Here is a 15,189-nt window from a genome sequence, read left to right as displayed (position 1 = left end):
GAATCAAGAAGAAATTTTGTACGGCCATTATAATTCTTCCTGTCATAGCAACTTCAATCAATGCTATTGGGTGATTAATCTGTGTCCATGCAATAAATTCAGAATCGGTCATGAATTTAGTAAACTCAGAGTAAGTGTTAATGAGATGTAATAGATTATTCACATAAACATCCTGAGACCTGTAATCACCTTCACTGAGCTGTTTAACCATAAAATCAGACCGTTCTTTAACTTCCTCAAAAAGCTTGTATTTAGCATGCATTGTGTTGTCTCACATGTAGTATGGCAAGTTGCTTTTAAATATAAATAACAGGCTTTGAAATTAATCTGATACCGAAATTTTTATCTTAAAAACTGTTATATATCTTGAAGGTATCTTTAATTGCGTTTAAAAGTCCGACATCAACACATCTCAAGTTAAAAAATGAGAATAAGTGATTTTTATATTGCGTCAGCTCGAGTCAATCTGTGGTGCGTTTTTATTTACAGAGACTACTTATATGTAGTCCCTGATTTTTCTTATTGATTCGCGCTTAGAAACTCTTCCAGTTGCCCCCCTCTTCAGCGGGCATCACCTTATCAAGGTTGGTTGAATGCGTAGATAACACAGTTTTTCCTGTTTTCACTGCGACATTTGATTCCGTGACAGTAAATGCGCTTACAAGGTGATTTAGTGAAGCTGCCTGTTCCATCAGAGACCGTGAGGCTGCTGATGACTCCTGGACAAGGGCTGAGTTCTGCTGAGTTACATCATCCATCTGGTTTACTGCCTGATGTATTTGGCTTATCCCCTGAGACTGTTCCTGCGCAGCTACTGCGATCTCATCAACAAGACTGGTTACTTGATGTACCGCATCGTTCATCCGGCTTATATTTTTTCCGACACCATCGGCTTGATTAACACCAGTTTCAACGTACTCCATCGACGACTCAATCAGATCTTTGATTTCTTTTGCTGAAGCAGAAGAACGCTGTGCCAAATTACGCACCTCACCTGCAACAACTGCAAACCCACGACCCTGTTCTCCCGCCCGTGCTGCTTCTACTGCTGCGTTTAATGCTAAAATATTTGTCTGGAACGCAATACCCTCAATGAGAGAAATAATATCAGTAATTTTGGCAGAACTACTTTTTATGTTTGCCATGGTACCCAGCATGTCTTTAACTCTGAGTGAACTATCCTCAGAAATATCGCATGCATTTTTAGAAAATTTGCTGGCAAGCTGGGTATTTTCTGCTGTTTGTCTTACCGTCTCGCTGAGTTCTGACATGCTGGCTGCAGTTTGCTCCAGTGAAGCGGCCTGCTCTTCTGTCCGCGACGATAAATCTTCGTTGCCAGCTGAAATCTGCGCTGAAGCTGTACTGACAGATTGAGCTGAAGATCTAACTGTTGTAAGCGATACCCCGATTTTTTGAACCAGCTGATTATATGCTTTGGCCATGTCTCCGATTTCGTCTTTACTCGTATCGTCTGCATGCAGAGTCAGATCGAGTCGTTCATTAGCATGATTAAAAAGCGTGCTAATATTTTTAAGCTGACGGCGGATGCTTAATATAGTTATTAATGCATAGGAACCTAATATCAAGACAGCTGATGAAGAAAAACAAATAAGACTCCAAAGTGTTTTCTGATAAATATTGAGGTTATCCACCTTAAACTGGTTACTGACATCAATATTTATCTTGCGCTGTTCTTTGTACCCTTCAATTAGGCTGCGAATAGACTCACCGATGCCCTCTGAATTCTGAAGCGAAGGTAGTGTAATATTATCATCCTGAGCCCTTGAACCTTCTACGAAATCATGCAATCTTGCCTGTATTTCTTTTAAGATTACAAAGGCATGCCTGCTTAACTTTTCATCCTGACTACCTGAAAGATAGTTGTCCAGATATTTTTGGTTGCTGATTTTTATATCATTAATTTTTTTCTCAATCTCTTTTTCTAATTCTGCCTGCTGCTCAATGCTTTTAGAGCTCTGATGCCTGTAGAGTGTGATTAAAAGAGAGTTACTGTCTATAATCATGTCATCAAGTATCGCGACCGAAGGGATGGTGTTTTCCTGTACGTACTGAAACCTGGTCTGAAATCCAGTTAACACGATTACAGCCGTTATAGATAGTACTATTAATGTAACCGAGAGTGTAGAAAAGGCCAGTGCTAACCGCTTTGTAATCGTCATCCGTTCATCCTCACAAGGTATCTTTAAAAGGGTATTTTTTTAACATCCCATGTATCGGATAAAAAAGTGATAAACATTATACTGAAAAAAAATATTTTTTTATTTCACCTCTGAAAGCATTATTTATTTATGTTTTATTTATTTAAAGTTTGATATTTATTTTCTATTTGTATTTTTTTTAACAAAAAGAATGCTTATATAAAGTGGATGCGTTTTTGGTTGGTTTTTGGCGGTTTACCTTGGGGTGAGACTAATATTCTTTTTAAAATAAGTATAATGCTCTATTAATCGTGCACTGCACGAGAGTTAACTTACTCTTCGCTTATCATTAAAGTTGAATTCTAGCATAATCTGAAGGTGGTTTTACCGCTCGGCTTGCCTGCTAAAATAAAAAATTTAGTCAGCTATTGATAAGATTAAATGTAGTATGCAAATGCTTACATTCAGTCTTTCCACTTTTTTATAGTGCTTTCACTCTCTGCTGCTGCTGTGAAGGTCTATTCAGTGAAGAATGAGCGTGTTTACGGACATCTATCCGTTACAGAAAAGGTTAAAGCTGATAACCTGGTAACGGCTCTTTCTAAAAAATCGATGCTTATGATGCATCTGAATTCTGTGTCACATCTGCGAGGGGAAAAAAACATCACGCAGTACCGAATTGCCTCAATAATCCATAATAAATCAGGTCAGTAGTCATCAATCCGCAACACCTTTTACGATGTTGGTCTGGATAGGATTTGCAGTCTTAAAGAATTAACTAATTTTGGAAATGAACTTTCAGCAACATGTAGCAAGACTTTGTAGGTTGATTAAAGCACGTAAAGTCATTTGAATTCAGGTACAAGGCCCGTTGCGGTCACCATTTTATTGATTGTGTGGGTGGAGAGCTTGCATTGTGATCGTAGGTAAAGATAAACGTGAACGTGTTTCGCGTGCGAGAGGCGAGCACACCAGAGAACAGATTCTGGAAGCTGCATCAGAAATAATCAGAAATGAAGGGCTTCACGCTTGTACACAAAGAGCAGTAGCCGCTGAACTGGATATTTCGCCCGGTACTGTTACGTGGCATTTCAGAATGCTTGATGATCTGCATGATGCTGTTGTAAGAAATGCTATTGATAGTTTTAAAGCACAAACTTTGAAATGGTTCATCGAAAGTACATCTGGCGCGCCCGAAGTCCAGTTAACAGAGTTTCTTTTCTGGACATTGCAACAGCACACGCGACTTTTAAGAGAGTATGAACTGTTTGTAGCAGCTGTCAGCCGACCGCGATTGAGAGAGAGTGCTATGCAGTGGCTCCGGACGCACAGTTTAATTTTGCAGGATCGCTTCGGTCTGAATGCAGAGCAGGCTGATGCTGTAGTTGCATATACAGATGCATGGCTATTGCGTAGCCTCCTGAGTGACGGCGCTGAAAAACCAGATATAACTATGACTGAACTCATTTTTATTACCATCATGAAGGTACATTAATCTGACTAAGTTCGAGCTGACGCCAATGCATTAAAATGTGTCAATCCTTAGTACTTTTATACTTCCCACTGCCATTAATGTCCACTCTGTGCCAATAGAGGACGTTAACGAGGGTGCCTTTCTGATTCCTTGCCTGACTATGCTCTGCACAGTGAAACATTGATCTCTTTCTGCTTTCATTTATAGTTAAGCGCCTGATCTGACAAGATCAGGCTTCGCGGTCAGTGTTCATCCCCTGATGAACCGGCTTAATTCAGTCCTGAAGGCATCTTTTTTTTGCCGTAAAGGAGAACTCAAAACATCATGCGTCTTACGCCACCCTGAATCGTAACCCTCTCCTGTTGCACTGAGTAGTCTCAGTCGCGCATCTTTAAACATCCCGTCTGCGGATGTGCTTTTTCGTACCTGAAACTTTTGCCCTTACGGGCTGACTGTATTCAAAATCTGAGAAATTACTATGCTGCTGTCCTCGACACGTAAGGACTGGCTGGGTAACGTCCGTAGTGACGTGCTCGCCGGTATTGTCGTCGCGCTCGCGCTTATTCCCGAAGCGATCGCGTTTTCCATCATTGCTGGAGTCGACCCGCAGGTCGGCCTCTACTCGGCGTTCTGTATTCCCGTGGTAATGGCCATCTTCGGCGGACGCCCCGCCATGATTTCATCGGCCACCGGCGCGATGGCGCTGCTGATGATAACCCTGGTCAAAGACCATGGTCTGCAGTATCTGCTGGCAGCATCGGTGCTCACCGGCCTGCTACAGCTGGCTGCTGGCTACCTCAAGCTCGGCAGCCTGGTGCGCTTTGTGTCGCGCTCTGTCGTGACGGGATTCGTCAACGCGCTGGCCATTCTGATTTTTATGGCGCAGCTGCCGGAGCTGACCAACGTTACCTGGCACGTTTATGCGCTCACCGCCGCTGGCCTGGCAATCATCTACCTCTTTCCGTACCTCAATAAAACCATTCCCTCCCCGCTGATCTGCATCGTGGTGCTGACCGCCATTTCCATGTGGTTGCACCTGGACGTTCGCACCGTGGGCGACATGGGCAAACTGCCTGACAGCCTGCCGGTATTCCTCATTCCGGACATTCCGCTGAACCTGGATACGCTGCTGATTATCCTGCCTTATTCTGCCGGCCTTGCCGTGGTGGGACTGCTGGAATCCATGATGACCGCCACTATCGTGGACGACATGACCGACACCCCGAGCGATAATAACCGCGAGTGCAAGGCGCAGGGTATCGCCAACGTCTGCACGGCATTTATCGGCGGCATGGCGGGCTGCGCCATGATCGGTCAGTCGGTGATTAACGTGAAGTCTGGCGGGCGCGGACGCCTCTCCACCCTGACGGCCGGACTGGTGCTGCTCTGCCTGATAATCTTCCTTCGTGACCAGGTATCGCAGATCCCGATGGCGGCGCTGGTCGCGGTCATGATCATGGTTTCCATCGGCACCTTCTCCTGGCGATCCATCACCGACCTGCGCCGCCATCCGCTGTCAACCAGCGTGGTCATGCTGGCAACCGTGGTCGTGGTGGTGGCAACCGACAATCTGGCCTTCGGCGTGCTGACCGGGGTGCTGATTGCCTCGCTGAATTTTGCCACCAAGGTAGCTCGCTTTATGACGGTCAAATCGTCACTGGAGGGCGATACCCGGACCTATACCGTGACCGGCCAGGTCTTTTTTGCCTCCGCAGATCGCTTTATGAGCCACTTTGACTTCAGGGAAGCGGCAGAGTGCGTGGTCATTGACGTCACACACGCTCACTTCTGGGACATTACCTCCGTGAGCGCGCTTGATAAGGCGGTGATTAAGTTCCGCCGGGAAGGCGCTGGGGTGGAAATACTGGGCATGAACGACGCCACCCGTACCCTCGTTGACCGCTTCGGCGTGCATGACAAGCCGGAAGAAGCGGAAAAACTGATGGGCGGTCACTAACCGACAGGAGATTCAGCTATGAACAATACCGTTGTGGCCTGCGTGGACGGTTCGCCGTCAACCGGGCCGGTCTGTGACTACGCGGCGTGGGCCGCCGCCGGCCTCCCGGCGCCACTGTCCCTGCTGCACGTGCTGGAAAAAGATGGTCATCCGGCCGTCTCTGACCTGAGCGGCAGCATTGGCATCGACAGCAAAGAGCTGCTGACCGAAGAGCTTGTGCGCGTGGAGGGTGAGCGCAGCCGTCTGCTCATGGCACAGGGTAAAGCCATTCTGAGCGGTTGCGCGGAGCGGCTGTCCCGTGCGGGGGTTCCGGAAGTGCGTCAGCTGCAGATGCACGGCGCGCTGGATGAAATACTTGCCGGACTGGATGACGTCAGGCTGATGGTTCTCGGACGTCGGGGCGCGGAACATACGGTGGGCAGCCAGCTGGAAAGCGTCATCCGCCTGCAGAAAGAGCCCGTGCTGGTCGTGCCTGAAACGTTCAGCGCACCATCCCGGGTGCTTTTTGCCTGGGACGGCAGCGAGGCCAGCCGCCGAAACCTGACCCGGCTGACCGTGAGCCCGCTGCTTCGCGGTCTGACCTGCCATGTTGTGATGGTGAACGGCGACGATGCTTCACTGCATGATGCGCAGCAAATCCTGCAGGCAACCGGCATCGATGCAGAGTCCCGGCTGATTCAGGATGAATCCGTCTCGCGCGGCCTGTGTCGTTACGCGGAGGAGAACGGCACGGACCTCATAGTGATGGGAGCCTGGGGATACTCCCGGCTGCGCCAGTTCTTTATCGGCAGTCACACCACAGCGATGCTGGCTGAAAGCCGTCATCCGCTGCTGATGCTGCGGTAAACTTTACGGCCCTGCAATCGCGGGCCCTTTTCATAACGCGCCTCCGGAACATCAGTCCCAGAGCAGTTCATTTGTGCGTCACCTTTGTCAGCCGCGCTCAGGGAATACCATGCGTCAGCTGTTTCGCTTTATGTATCAGCACGGCAGCCATCTGGCTTTTGCCACGATACTGATGGCAATGTCGAGTTTCGGACAGACTTATTTCGTATCGCTCTACGGGCAGGACCTGCGTCAGGCATTCGGGCTCAGCGACGGCTGGCTGGGCGGCCTTTATGCCGCCGGCACCGTGATAAGTGCCGTCACGCTGACCTGGGCAGGCCGGATGATTGATTACACCACCACCCGTCGCTTCACCCTGGCCGTTACCCTGCTGCTGATAACGGCGTGCCTGCTGGTCTCCGGCGCGCAGGCGGCATGGATGCTTTGTGCAGGCTTTTACCTGCTTCGCCTCGGCGGGCAGGGGCTGATGGTGCATACCGCCCTGACGGCAACTGCGCGCCAGTTTCCGCTTGATGCCGGCAAGGCGCTGTTTCCGTTGGCTGCTGTGCAGATTAACTATCTGACGGGATGGCGCATTGCCTGGCTGATAAACGCTGTGGTTCTGATTGCCGGCGTTGCGCTGGCTGTCAGCTGCCTTCCGCGCGCTGCCGAAAAGCCGCTGCGGACGTTCAGAAAGCGGGGCGCAGAGAAGATTCGCGAAGCGTCAGTATGGAAGAACCGGAATCTGCTTCTTGCTCTGCCCGCAGTGCTGGCGTCACCTTTCATCACTACGGGCTTCTTTTTCCATCAGGCGCGCCTGGCAGAGGAGAAAGGATGGGCACTGTCGTGGATTGCAGGGTGGTTTATTGCCTACGCGATAACGCAGGCGGTTTCCCTGTTATCATTTGGTCCGCTGATAGACCGCATGACGCCACGCCGTCTGTTGCCGTGGTTTCTGCCGCCGCAGGGCGCTGGCATGCTGGCGCTGTGGCTCAGCAGCAGTCAGTGGGTCACGCCGTTTTATCTCATAATGACCGGCGTATCGTCAGCCATTGCGTCCACGCTGGCGACCGCGCTGTGGGTGCAGCTGTTTGGCTCCGCGCAGCTGGCAAAAGTGCGATCGGCCGTTGAGGCAGGTACTGTGCTTGCCAGCGGCGCTTCCCCGGTCATCATGGGTGTGCTGATTGATCATCACGTCACTCTCAGAATACAGGCACTGATTTGCCTGGTCTTCATTCTCGCTGCCAGCCTGCTCGCAACCCGGGTTCAGGTAGCCAGCCCCGAGGACATAAACAGTTAAATACAGGACTTATCTGACAGGTCCAAAGTGCAGTAAGTAAATTCAACTCTGTACCAAAGCGGACAACGTCCGCTTTTCGCTCAAAGCGAACATCAATAGAGTTGCATATCACGGAACCGGCAGAAGCACTCATCCTTTCCCAATGGAGATGCATACATTCACTCAGGCGTAATCTTTCATAAGAAATAAAGTTTCTGATAAGCGAACCGATAAAAGCTATGCCTGTCGGTATGATTGCCTCTGTCACTGACAGCGTTTGTCCTTTTAGAAGTGGTTCCCGGCTTTGCTTCCCCTGTGCCGGGATTTTTTATTTCTGTCACCAGACCTGCCGGAGAAACACCGGTTTAATCTTCAAAAAATCATCACAGCATGAATAGGTAAGTGCATCGATATGCATTCCCTGTAGTCCAACATTTTGCGCAAGCCGCATATAGCAATAACCCCCAACTGCCTCTGAATGACCCTACAAAAATAAAAGATAAGATAAGCATTAATCCACATGTAAAGCTCTATTAAATAAACGTTATTTCAGCTAGGAACCTTATGAACAACATCAGAATCGGCACGCGGCTTGGCGCTGCGTTTGCCTTCATCCTTCTTCTTCTGGTTATCGTTGCGTTTACCGGATTTACCCGCATTCAGTCTCTGGGAGAGACGGCGGATACGCTTGCAGGCAGCCGCTATCAGAAGGCCTCGACTGCAACCAATCTGCGTTACTATTCAACTGACCTTAGCCGGCTGGTCCGTAACGTTGTCCTGGCGGATGCACCTGACCGGAAGGCCGTCTTTAAAAAAGATTATGACAGGGTACATGATAAAATTACCGCTACGGTTGATCAGGTTGATGCCCTGCTGAAGGCACCCAAAAGCCGGGAGCTGATTGCGCAAATCAGGAGCACCGGCAGTCAGTATCTGGCCTTTTCTGATGACGTTGTCGCGCTGGGAATGGCAGGCAAGCGGGACGAGGCCGCACAACTTCTTCTTGGTCCGCGCTACCAGACCCAGGTTGACTATCTGAAAACTATTGCAGACCTGGTATCTTTTCAGGAACAACAGATGCAAACGGCGCGTAGTGCTGCTGAAGATGAACAACATGCGGCCACCATTCTGCTGACTTCGCTGAGTGCTGCCGCAATTCTGCTTGCCGTCGCCGCAGCCTGGCTCATCACCCGCAGCATTACCCGCCCACTGAGCATAACGCTTGCCGCCGCACAACGCATCGCACGCGGAGACCTGAGTCAGGCCGTCCCTGTCAGCGGACGGGATGAAACCGGTATGCTGCTCACCGCAGTTGCTGAGATGCAGGACTCGCTGGCGCAGACGGTCAGCACAGTACGCCGGAATGCCGAGAGCGTTGCCGCAGCCAGCCTGCAGATTGCGCAGGGGAACACAGACCTGTCTCAGCGCACCGAGGAGCAGGCCAGTGCACTGGAGCAGACCGCTGCTACCATGAGCGAGCTCAGCGTCACAGTCAAAAACAATGCCGACAATGCCCGTCAGGCGGCACAGCTTGCTGTTAACGTGAGAGAGGTCGCCCGTCAGGGCAGCGAGGTGACTTCCGACATTTTCGGAACCATGAAATCTATCGGCGAAAGTTCTGGCCGGATTGCGGACATCACATCGGTGATTGACAGCATTGCCTTCCAGACCAACATACTGGCCCTTAATGCGGCGGTAGAGGCGGCGCGTGCGGGTGAGCAGGGGCGTGGCTTTGCCGTCGTCGCCGGTGAGGTGCGCACGCTGGCTAGCCGCAGCGCCACAGCAGCCGGTGAGATCCGTCAGCTCATTGAGGCAAACTCTGCAAGCGTAAGTGCAGGCAGCACCCTGGCGAGCCGGTCTGTGACCACGATGGCTGATATAGTGTCATCGGTCGGTCAGTTAAGTGATACCGTTGAGGAAATTACTGCTGCAAGTGCCGAACAGGCCCGCGGTATTGAGCAGGTCGGCATCGCCGTAACGGAGATGGATGGTGTGACGCAGCAGAATGCGTCACTGGTCGAGGAATCAGCTTCAGCCTCGCAGAGCCTGCGCGAACAGGCATCCCTGCTGCTGCAGTCGGTGTCGGTATTCACGCTTGCTGCAGTCTCTCATCCTGCAGCCACCCGGCATGCAAGTGTATCTGTACCAGTCGTAGTGAAGAAAGAAGCGCCTGCTGATACAGACGGTAACTGGACGACCTTCTGATATCTGGCTGCGTCCTGCAGAGCGCAGCCTCTCTCCTTTTCCGTATTGACTCTTAAGAATGTCCGCTTTGTGCCAGAAGCGGACATTTTCTTTGAGCCTGAACTGGCAAAATTCTGTCAGAATCAAAACCGTTAAACTGTGTGTGCCGCAAAGCGATTTTCAGGTAAGCCGGGGCTGACATCAGATTCAGCTTTCAGCAATGCACCGTCATATTCAGACAGCGCAGTGAGTCCCACTGTAGCCGTGGTGCAATAGAGACGGGTAAAACCCTCACCGCCGAGTGTCGGACAGGTGCTCTGGATTCCAGGTGACGTCAGAATAGCGTCTGTGGTCCCAACCGGGCGGTAACGGACAACACGGTTTCCTCCCCATTCAGCATTCCATAGATAGCCCATGTCATCCACGCAGGAGCCGTCAGGCGCGCCGCTGCCTTCGATTTCGGCGAACACGCGCTGGTTCTGCAGCAAGGGGTAATCACAGCACATTATCCGACCCTGCATCGAGTCACAGTAATAGAGCGTACCACCATCGGGGCTGAAACAGATGCTGTTCGGTATAGCGACATCGGGCAGTGCAAGCGTCTCAACAGTCAGCGTTGCCGCGTTGAGTCGATGAAACTTACCGATGACTTTAACGGGATAACCGTCATCCATCGTCCCGAAGACAAAATTACCGGCACGGTCACATCGTCCATCACCTATGCGGGTCCCGATGTCTCCCGGTGAAGCGGCCACTGGGGTAATTAAACTGCTGTTGAGATCATAGAAAGCCAGCCCTGACGCGAATCCCATCAGCAGAATGTTACTCTTTTCGGTCAGTGCAAAAGAGCCAAGGCGTTCAGGCAGCGACCAGCGCATCACTGCATCATTGCCTTCTTCTATGGCGAGCAGTTCACTGGCTTCAATGTCAGTCCAGTAGAGTCTGCGGGTTCTTTCACACCAAAGCGGGCACTCTCCAAGCGTATTCCTGACTTCAGCTGCAATTGAAAACATGTTAATCCTCCGGATATAAAAGGTCGAACTGCACGATGGCAAAAGTGGATAACGCAGTTACTGCAGAAAACGTGCAGAGAGCCGATCGCCGAAAAGCATGACGGCAAGTCCGATCAGCATGACAACCATCCCCCCCAGCCTGAGTAACGAAACCGGTCGCCGCATAGCACCCAGCAACCCATAGTGGTCAATCATCTGCGAGGAAAGTAACTGTCCGACAATCGCCAGCCCGAGCAGAGCTGAAAACCCGATTTTCGGCGCAAGCACGACATAGCTGAACAGGGCACATGCGCCTATCATTCCACCCGTCAGACTCCAGAGGGGTTGCGACGGGATCGCCGCCAGCGATGTCATCAATCCTCCCCTCAGCAGCGCGTAAACCCCCAGACTTAACGCGCCCGCCGTAAAGGAAAACAGCGCCGCAGTGACCGGGTCGCCGCCCAGTCCCTTTGCCAGCTGGCTGTTCAGGGTCGTCTGCAGAGTGATCCCCAGACCTGCGGCAAAAGCGATTACGTAATAGATCATGCTTTTCATTCCTTTCAGTCTGCCTGCTCCAGCGGCAGGAAGGTGTCAGCAAAATTGTCGGGCTGGTAGCCAGAGGCGGCAAACAGGTGCTCACGTGACTCATCAATCGCCGCCCGCAGTCGCGTGCTGTCCACGCCCAGCACCTTACCGTTCTGCTTAACGATGCGTCCGCCGATCATGACGGTGTCGATATTGCTGCGCTCGGCGGCATGAACCACCGTACCAAAGGCATTGCCGGACGGGTAAAGATTGATATCACTGGTATTAATCAGCACCAGGTCAGCCTGTTTGCCTGGCGTCAGGCTGCCCACTTTGTCCTGCATCCCTGCACAGGCCGCGCCATCAAGAGTCGCGGCTTTAAGGAGCTGCGCCGCCGGAAGCGTTTTCAGCGCATGTTCAGAATCGCAGCACTGCTGCTGATGCATGCCCATCACGCGCTGCAGGTAAAAGGCGACGCGCATCTCCATAAACATGTCGGTGCTGTACGACGTTTCATTGTCTACGCTCAGGCCAGGATTGATGCCATGACGCTGCGCGGCCTCAATGGCGAACATTCCGCTTTCGATGCCATAGTGCGAATCTGAGCGCGGGCAGACGTTCACCCGGACACCGGCTTCGCGCAGAATTTTCCATCCCTCGTCAGGCAGCGCCGTGCAGTGATTAAAAATATTGTCCGGACCCAGCAGCCCCTGCTGATGCAGTGATTTAAGTTCAGCTCCCATCTCCGCACCAAAGAACTCAGTGACAATCGACAATCCCAGTCTGCGGGCCTCGGCCCACAACTCCGGCTCCAGCTGCGCCATGACGGCGAGAGAGACCAGGCTTTCAGGGTTGTCGTTGAAATACTTGTCCTGCAGACGCTGCCAGTTTCCCGGCCAGTGCGCTTTATCCCATTCGCCAGCTACCGGTGCGCCGGAAGCATGAATGGCACGAATGCCGGTATCAAGCAGGGCCTCGACGGCGGCATCGGAATGCGCTGCGGTTCGGCTGTTGTGCGAGTTATCGATCATCGTGGTGATGCCCGCGTCAATAGCGCCAAGCGCCGTCAGCAGGTTGCCAACATAGATATCGGCAGGACGGTAATATTTAGCGAACGAGAAGTGTGTGGCATTGCTGTAGTCGTCCAGGCAGGTAGCGTTTGGGTTAATGCGGCGCAGCTGTCCTTCCCATGCGTGACGATGAGAATCGACCATTCCCGGCATGGCGATCATGTTAGTGGCATCAATGACATGCGCACCCGGTACATCAAGGTTCTGGCCAACGGCGGTAATCGTTGAGCCGTTGATGAGAATATCGCCACGCTCAATGTTACCGACGTTCTCGTCCATGCTCAGTATCGTCGCGCCACGAATCAACGTAGCCTGTAAAGTGACATTCTGATTGTTAACAATATTTCTGATGTAGTCGGTCATTAAACCTGCCTCTTTCCTGATTAATGGGGAAACGATACGTCACGTAATTACCCTGAAAAAGATGCTTAAAGCGTTTTCATAATTCATAATTAGCGAATAATCAGACTCACTTTTACCCAGGAGCAGGACGATGGATCGGATTCAGGCTATGCAGGTTTTCACGCGGGTTGCTGAAGCCGGGAGTTTTGTACGCGCGGCAGAAACCCTGTCGCTGCCTTCTTCCACCGTCACCAGCACGATTAAAAACCTGGAGAAATACCTGCAGGTGCGTCTGCTGAACCGCACGACAAGGCGGGTCAGCCTTACTCCTGAAGGCCTGCAGTATCTGGCGCAATGCCGGGAGATCCTGTCGCTAATTGAACATAGTGAATCCAGCCTGACTGAATCCATCAGACGCCCTCAGGGGCGGCTGCGGGTTGATATGCCTGGTGGAATTGCCCATTTCATCGTCATGCCCAATCTGAAAGACTTTTACCGGCATTATCCGGATATTTACCTGATGATTGGTGTCAGCGACCGGCAGGTCGATCTTGTTCAGGAAGGAGTGGATTGCGTCATCCGAACCGGGGAATTAACTGACTCCACACTGGTTGCCCGTCCGCTTGGCCGGTTTCGCTGGGTAACCTGCGCCTCTCCGGACTATCTCAGGGAGTATGGTGTCCCTGAGACGCCGGAAGCGTTGTCGCAGCATCGGGCGATTCATTACTTTTCCGGTTCGGTAAGGCGCACTAATGAACTGCGTTTCACACGAGGCACTGAGCCCTTCTCTGTTCAGGTTGAGGGGGATGCAGCCGTTAACGAAACGGGACTCTACATCAGACTGTGTCTTGAAGGTTTTGGGCTGGCACAGCTTGCTGAGAATGTGATTTCGGAGAATCTGCAACAAGGCAAACTGATCGAAGTTCTGGCGGACTGGCAGCCACCCTCCGTGCCGGTGACGATGCTCTATCCGCATCAGCGTTTTCTCTCTCCTGCCGTGCGTGCTTTTGCTGACTGGGTTGCCGGACTTTTCAACGAAGGAGCAGGTGAGAAACGGTCTTCCCGGTAAAAGACGGCTCCGGTAACAGGTAAACGCTTCAGAACGACAATTAATAGCATCCTCAGCAGAGAAACCGATCGTTTCCCCTGCTGTGTCAGCTAATTCACCCCGGCTGCTGTACAGGTTCCAGGTGAGCGTTTCGTCCGGCAGCCATTCCGGTGCAGGCACCTGCGACTGCGATTGCTGCGGTTATCAGTAATGGTACCGTCCAGCCTCCGGACAACTCCTGTACTTTGCCCAGCAACAGCGGACCCATCGCCGCCATCAGATAACCGACACTCTGCGCCATGCCTGACAACGCGGCAGCATCACCGGCGTTTTTAGTACGCAGCCCGATGAAGGTCAGACCCAGCATCATGCTGGCACCTGAGCCAAAGCCGAGAAGCGCAGCCCAAAGCATCGCCAGATTCGGCAAATACAGGATGCCGATAAATGACACCCCGGTTAACAGGCTGACGCCAGCAGCAGCTAATTTCTGATCGTTAAGACGACGCAGCGTGGCTGCCAGAATCAGGCCGGGAATGGCGGTGGTAAGCTGAAGGATGCCATGTACCTCACCAGCCTGAGCTGAAGAGAGTCCACTGTCCGTAAGAATGGCTGGCAGCCAGCCGACAGCAACATAAAACGGCATCGCATTCAGGCCCATAAACAAGGTGACCTGCCATGCCAGAGGCGAGCGCCACACCGCGACGGTCGCCGCTTTTTTCTCACCCGCTACTGGCAGCTGATGCTTCTTCTTTAACTGGGGCAACCATAAAAGCAACGCAAGCAGCGGTGCTAAAACCAGCATGGCTAACGCGATGTTCCAGCCCCAGATCTGCGTCAGAGGAATGACAATGGCAGAGCCAATGGCGCCAGCGGCGCCCATGGTGATGGAATATGCCCCTGTTACGGAAGCCACGTTGCCAGAAAAGTCACGCTTTATAAGGCCAGGCAGCAGGACATTGCCCAGAGCAATCCCGATACCTATCAATATGGTTCCGCCATAAAGCGCCCAGACACTGCCTGTGGAGCGAAGCAGGATACCCCCCGAAATCACGGCCAGGGCACCAAAAAGGGTGCGCTCCAGACCGTACTTCCGGGAAATTGATGCACTCAGGGGAGAAAATGCGGCAAATGCCAGTAAAGGCAGTGAGTTAAGCAACCCAACGGCAGTGATACTTAGCCCAAAATCATGGCGAACGGACTCTAAAACGGGTGCGATAGCGGTAAATGGAACTCGCAGGTTAATGGCAATAAAAAGGATGCCGGTCGCAAGTATGATTGAAGACCACCTGTTCGTAGTGTAGGACATAAATTTTGCGTTCTCTGGTAAAAAGAAA

11 protein-coding genes are annotated in these 15,189 nt (G+C 51.8%); 6 read left to right on the top strand and 5 right to left on the bottom strand.

The genetic code is table 11. From position 1 onward, the window contains the following. Positions 1 to 533: 533 nt before the first annotated feature. Positions 534 to 2,180, bottom strand: coding sequence for a methyl-accepting chemotaxis protein (locus tag ACX8ZY_RS21550; RefSeq protein WP_191919106.1), 1,647 nt, complete (start codon positions 2,178 to 2,180; stop codon positions 534 to 536). A gap of 895 nt (positions 2,181 to 3,075) precedes the next feature. Here ACX8ZY_RS21550 and ACX8ZY_RS21545 point away from each other — a divergent pair. The 5 genes from ACX8ZY_RS21545 (at position 3,076) to ACX8ZY_RS21525 (ending at position 9,899) form a co-directional block, all read left to right on the top strand. Then, complete coding sequence (locus ACX8ZY_RS21545) at positions 3,076 to 3,654, top strand: TetR/AcrR family transcriptional regulator (RefSeq protein WP_235038349.1); 579 nt, start codon at positions 3,076 to 3,078, stop codon at positions 3,652 to 3,654. Between the two features lie 457 nt (positions 3,655 to 4,111). Continuing rightward, positions 4,112 to 5,590, top strand: coding sequence for a SulP family inorganic anion transporter (locus ACX8ZY_RS21540; protein ID WP_459261234.1), 1,479 nt, complete (start codon positions 4,112 to 4,114; stop codon positions 5,588 to 5,590). 18 nt (positions 5,591 to 5,608) lie between these two features. Then, positions 5,609 to 6,436, top strand: a complete 828-nt coding sequence (locus tag ACX8ZY_RS21535) for a universal stress protein (RefSeq protein WP_191919108.1) — start codon at positions 5,609 to 5,611, stop codon at positions 6,434 to 6,436. Between the two features lie 109 nt (positions 6,437 to 6,545). Beyond that, complete coding sequence (locus ACX8ZY_RS21530) at positions 6,546 to 7,715, top strand: MFS transporter (RefSeq protein ID WP_421665417.1); 1,170 nt, start codon at positions 6,546 to 6,548, stop codon at positions 7,713 to 7,715. 543 nt (positions 7,716 to 8,258) lie between these two features. Beyond that, positions 8,259 to 9,899, top strand: a complete 1,641-nt coding sequence (locus tag ACX8ZY_RS21525; protein ID WP_191919110.1) for a methyl-accepting chemotaxis protein — start codon at positions 8,259 to 8,261, stop codon at positions 9,897 to 9,899. Positions 9,900 to 10,030: 131 nt separating this feature from the next. Here ACX8ZY_RS21525 and ACX8ZY_RS21520 read toward each other — a convergent pair whose 3' ends face one another. From ACX8ZY_RS21520 to ACX8ZY_RS21510, 3 genes are read right to left on the bottom strand one after another with little or no spacing between them, the layout of a single operon-like run. Next, the gene (locus tag ACX8ZY_RS21520; RefSeq protein WP_010259089.1) at positions 10,031 to 10,891 is read right to left on the bottom strand and encodes an SMP-30/gluconolactonase/LRE family protein; all 861 of its coding nucleotides are present in this window, start codon (positions 10,889 to 10,891) and stop codon (positions 10,031 to 10,033) included. A 57-nt stretch (positions 10,892 to 10,948) separates the two neighbouring features. Next, a complete protein-coding gene (locus tag ACX8ZY_RS21515; protein ID WP_010259088.1) occupies positions 10,949 to 11,416 on the bottom strand; it encodes a DMT family transporter in 468 nt (155 codons plus the stop codon). A 14-nt stretch (positions 11,417 to 11,430) separates the two neighbouring features. Then, positions 11,431 to 12,828 (bottom strand): amidohydrolase family protein, encoded by a 1,398-nt coding sequence (locus tag ACX8ZY_RS21510; RefSeq protein ID WP_010259087.1) that lies wholly within the window; start codon positions 12,826 to 12,828, stop codon positions 11,431 to 11,433. Positions 12,829 to 12,958: 130 nt separating this feature from the next. Between ACX8ZY_RS21510 and ACX8ZY_RS21505 the strand changes: the two genes are divergently transcribed. Next, positions 12,959 to 13,876 (top strand): LysR family transcriptional regulator, encoded by a 918-nt coding sequence (locus ACX8ZY_RS21505; protein ID WP_010259086.1) that lies wholly within the window; start codon positions 12,959 to 12,961, stop codon positions 13,874 to 13,876. Between the two features lie 94 nt (positions 13,877 to 13,970). Here ACX8ZY_RS21505 and ACX8ZY_RS21500 read toward each other — a convergent pair whose 3' ends face one another. Then, positions 13,971 to 15,161: an MFS transporter gene (locus ACX8ZY_RS21500; RefSeq protein WP_029519302.1), complete on the bottom strand. Its 1,191-nt coding sequence runs from the start codon at positions 15,159 to 15,161 to the stop codon at positions 13,971 to 13,973. Positions 15,162 to 15,189: the final 28 nt, after the last annotated feature.

The organism is Pantoea sp. XAF26B01_ASV70 (assembly GCF_054512635.1).
Note: the sequence above shows the minus strand (reverse complement) of the source record. Positions and strands in the feature narration are given on the sequence as shown.

What these genes read in the sequence shown, in the direction of transcription:
- ACX8ZY_RS21510 (WP_010259087.1), bottom strand. Translation starts at nt 12,828, where the DNA reads ATGACCGACTACATCAGAAATATTGTTAACAATCAGAATGTCACTTTA.
- ACX8ZY_RS21520 (WP_010259089.1), bottom strand. Translation starts at nt 10,891, where the DNA reads ATGTTTTCAATTGCAGCTGAAGTCAGGAATACGCTTGGAGAGTGCCCG.
- ACX8ZY_RS21515 (WP_010259088.1), bottom strand. Translation starts at nt 11,416, where the DNA reads ATGATCTATTACGTAATCGCTTTTGCCGCAGGTCTGGGGATCACTCTG.
- ACX8ZY_RS21530 (WP_421665417.1), top strand. Translation starts at nt 6,546, where the DNA reads ATGCGTCAGCTGTTTCGCTTTATGTATCAGCACGGCAGCCATCTGGCT.
- ACX8ZY_RS21550 (WP_191919106.1), bottom strand. Translation starts at nt 2,180, where the DNA reads ATGACGATTACAAAGCGGTTAGCACTGGCCTTTTCTACACTCTCGGTT.
- ACX8ZY_RS21500 (WP_029519302.1), bottom strand. Translation starts at nt 15,161, where the DNA reads ATGTCCTACACTACGAACAGGTGGTCTTCAATCATACTTGCGACCGGC.
- ACX8ZY_RS21525 (WP_191919110.1), top strand. Translation starts at nt 8,259, where the DNA reads ATGAACAACATCAGAATCGGCACGCGGCTTGGCGCTGCGTTTGCCTTC.
- ACX8ZY_RS21540 (WP_459261234.1), top strand. Translation starts at nt 4,112, where the DNA reads ATGCTGCTGTCCTCGACACGTAAGGACTGGCTGGGTAACGTCCGTAGT.
- ACX8ZY_RS21535 (WP_191919108.1), top strand. Translation starts at nt 5,609, where the DNA reads ATGAACAATACCGTTGTGGCCTGCGTGGACGGTTCGCCGTCAACCGGG.
- ACX8ZY_RS21505 (WP_010259086.1), top strand. Translation starts at nt 12,959, where the DNA reads ATGGATCGGATTCAGGCTATGCAGGTTTTCACGCGGGTTGCTGAAGCC.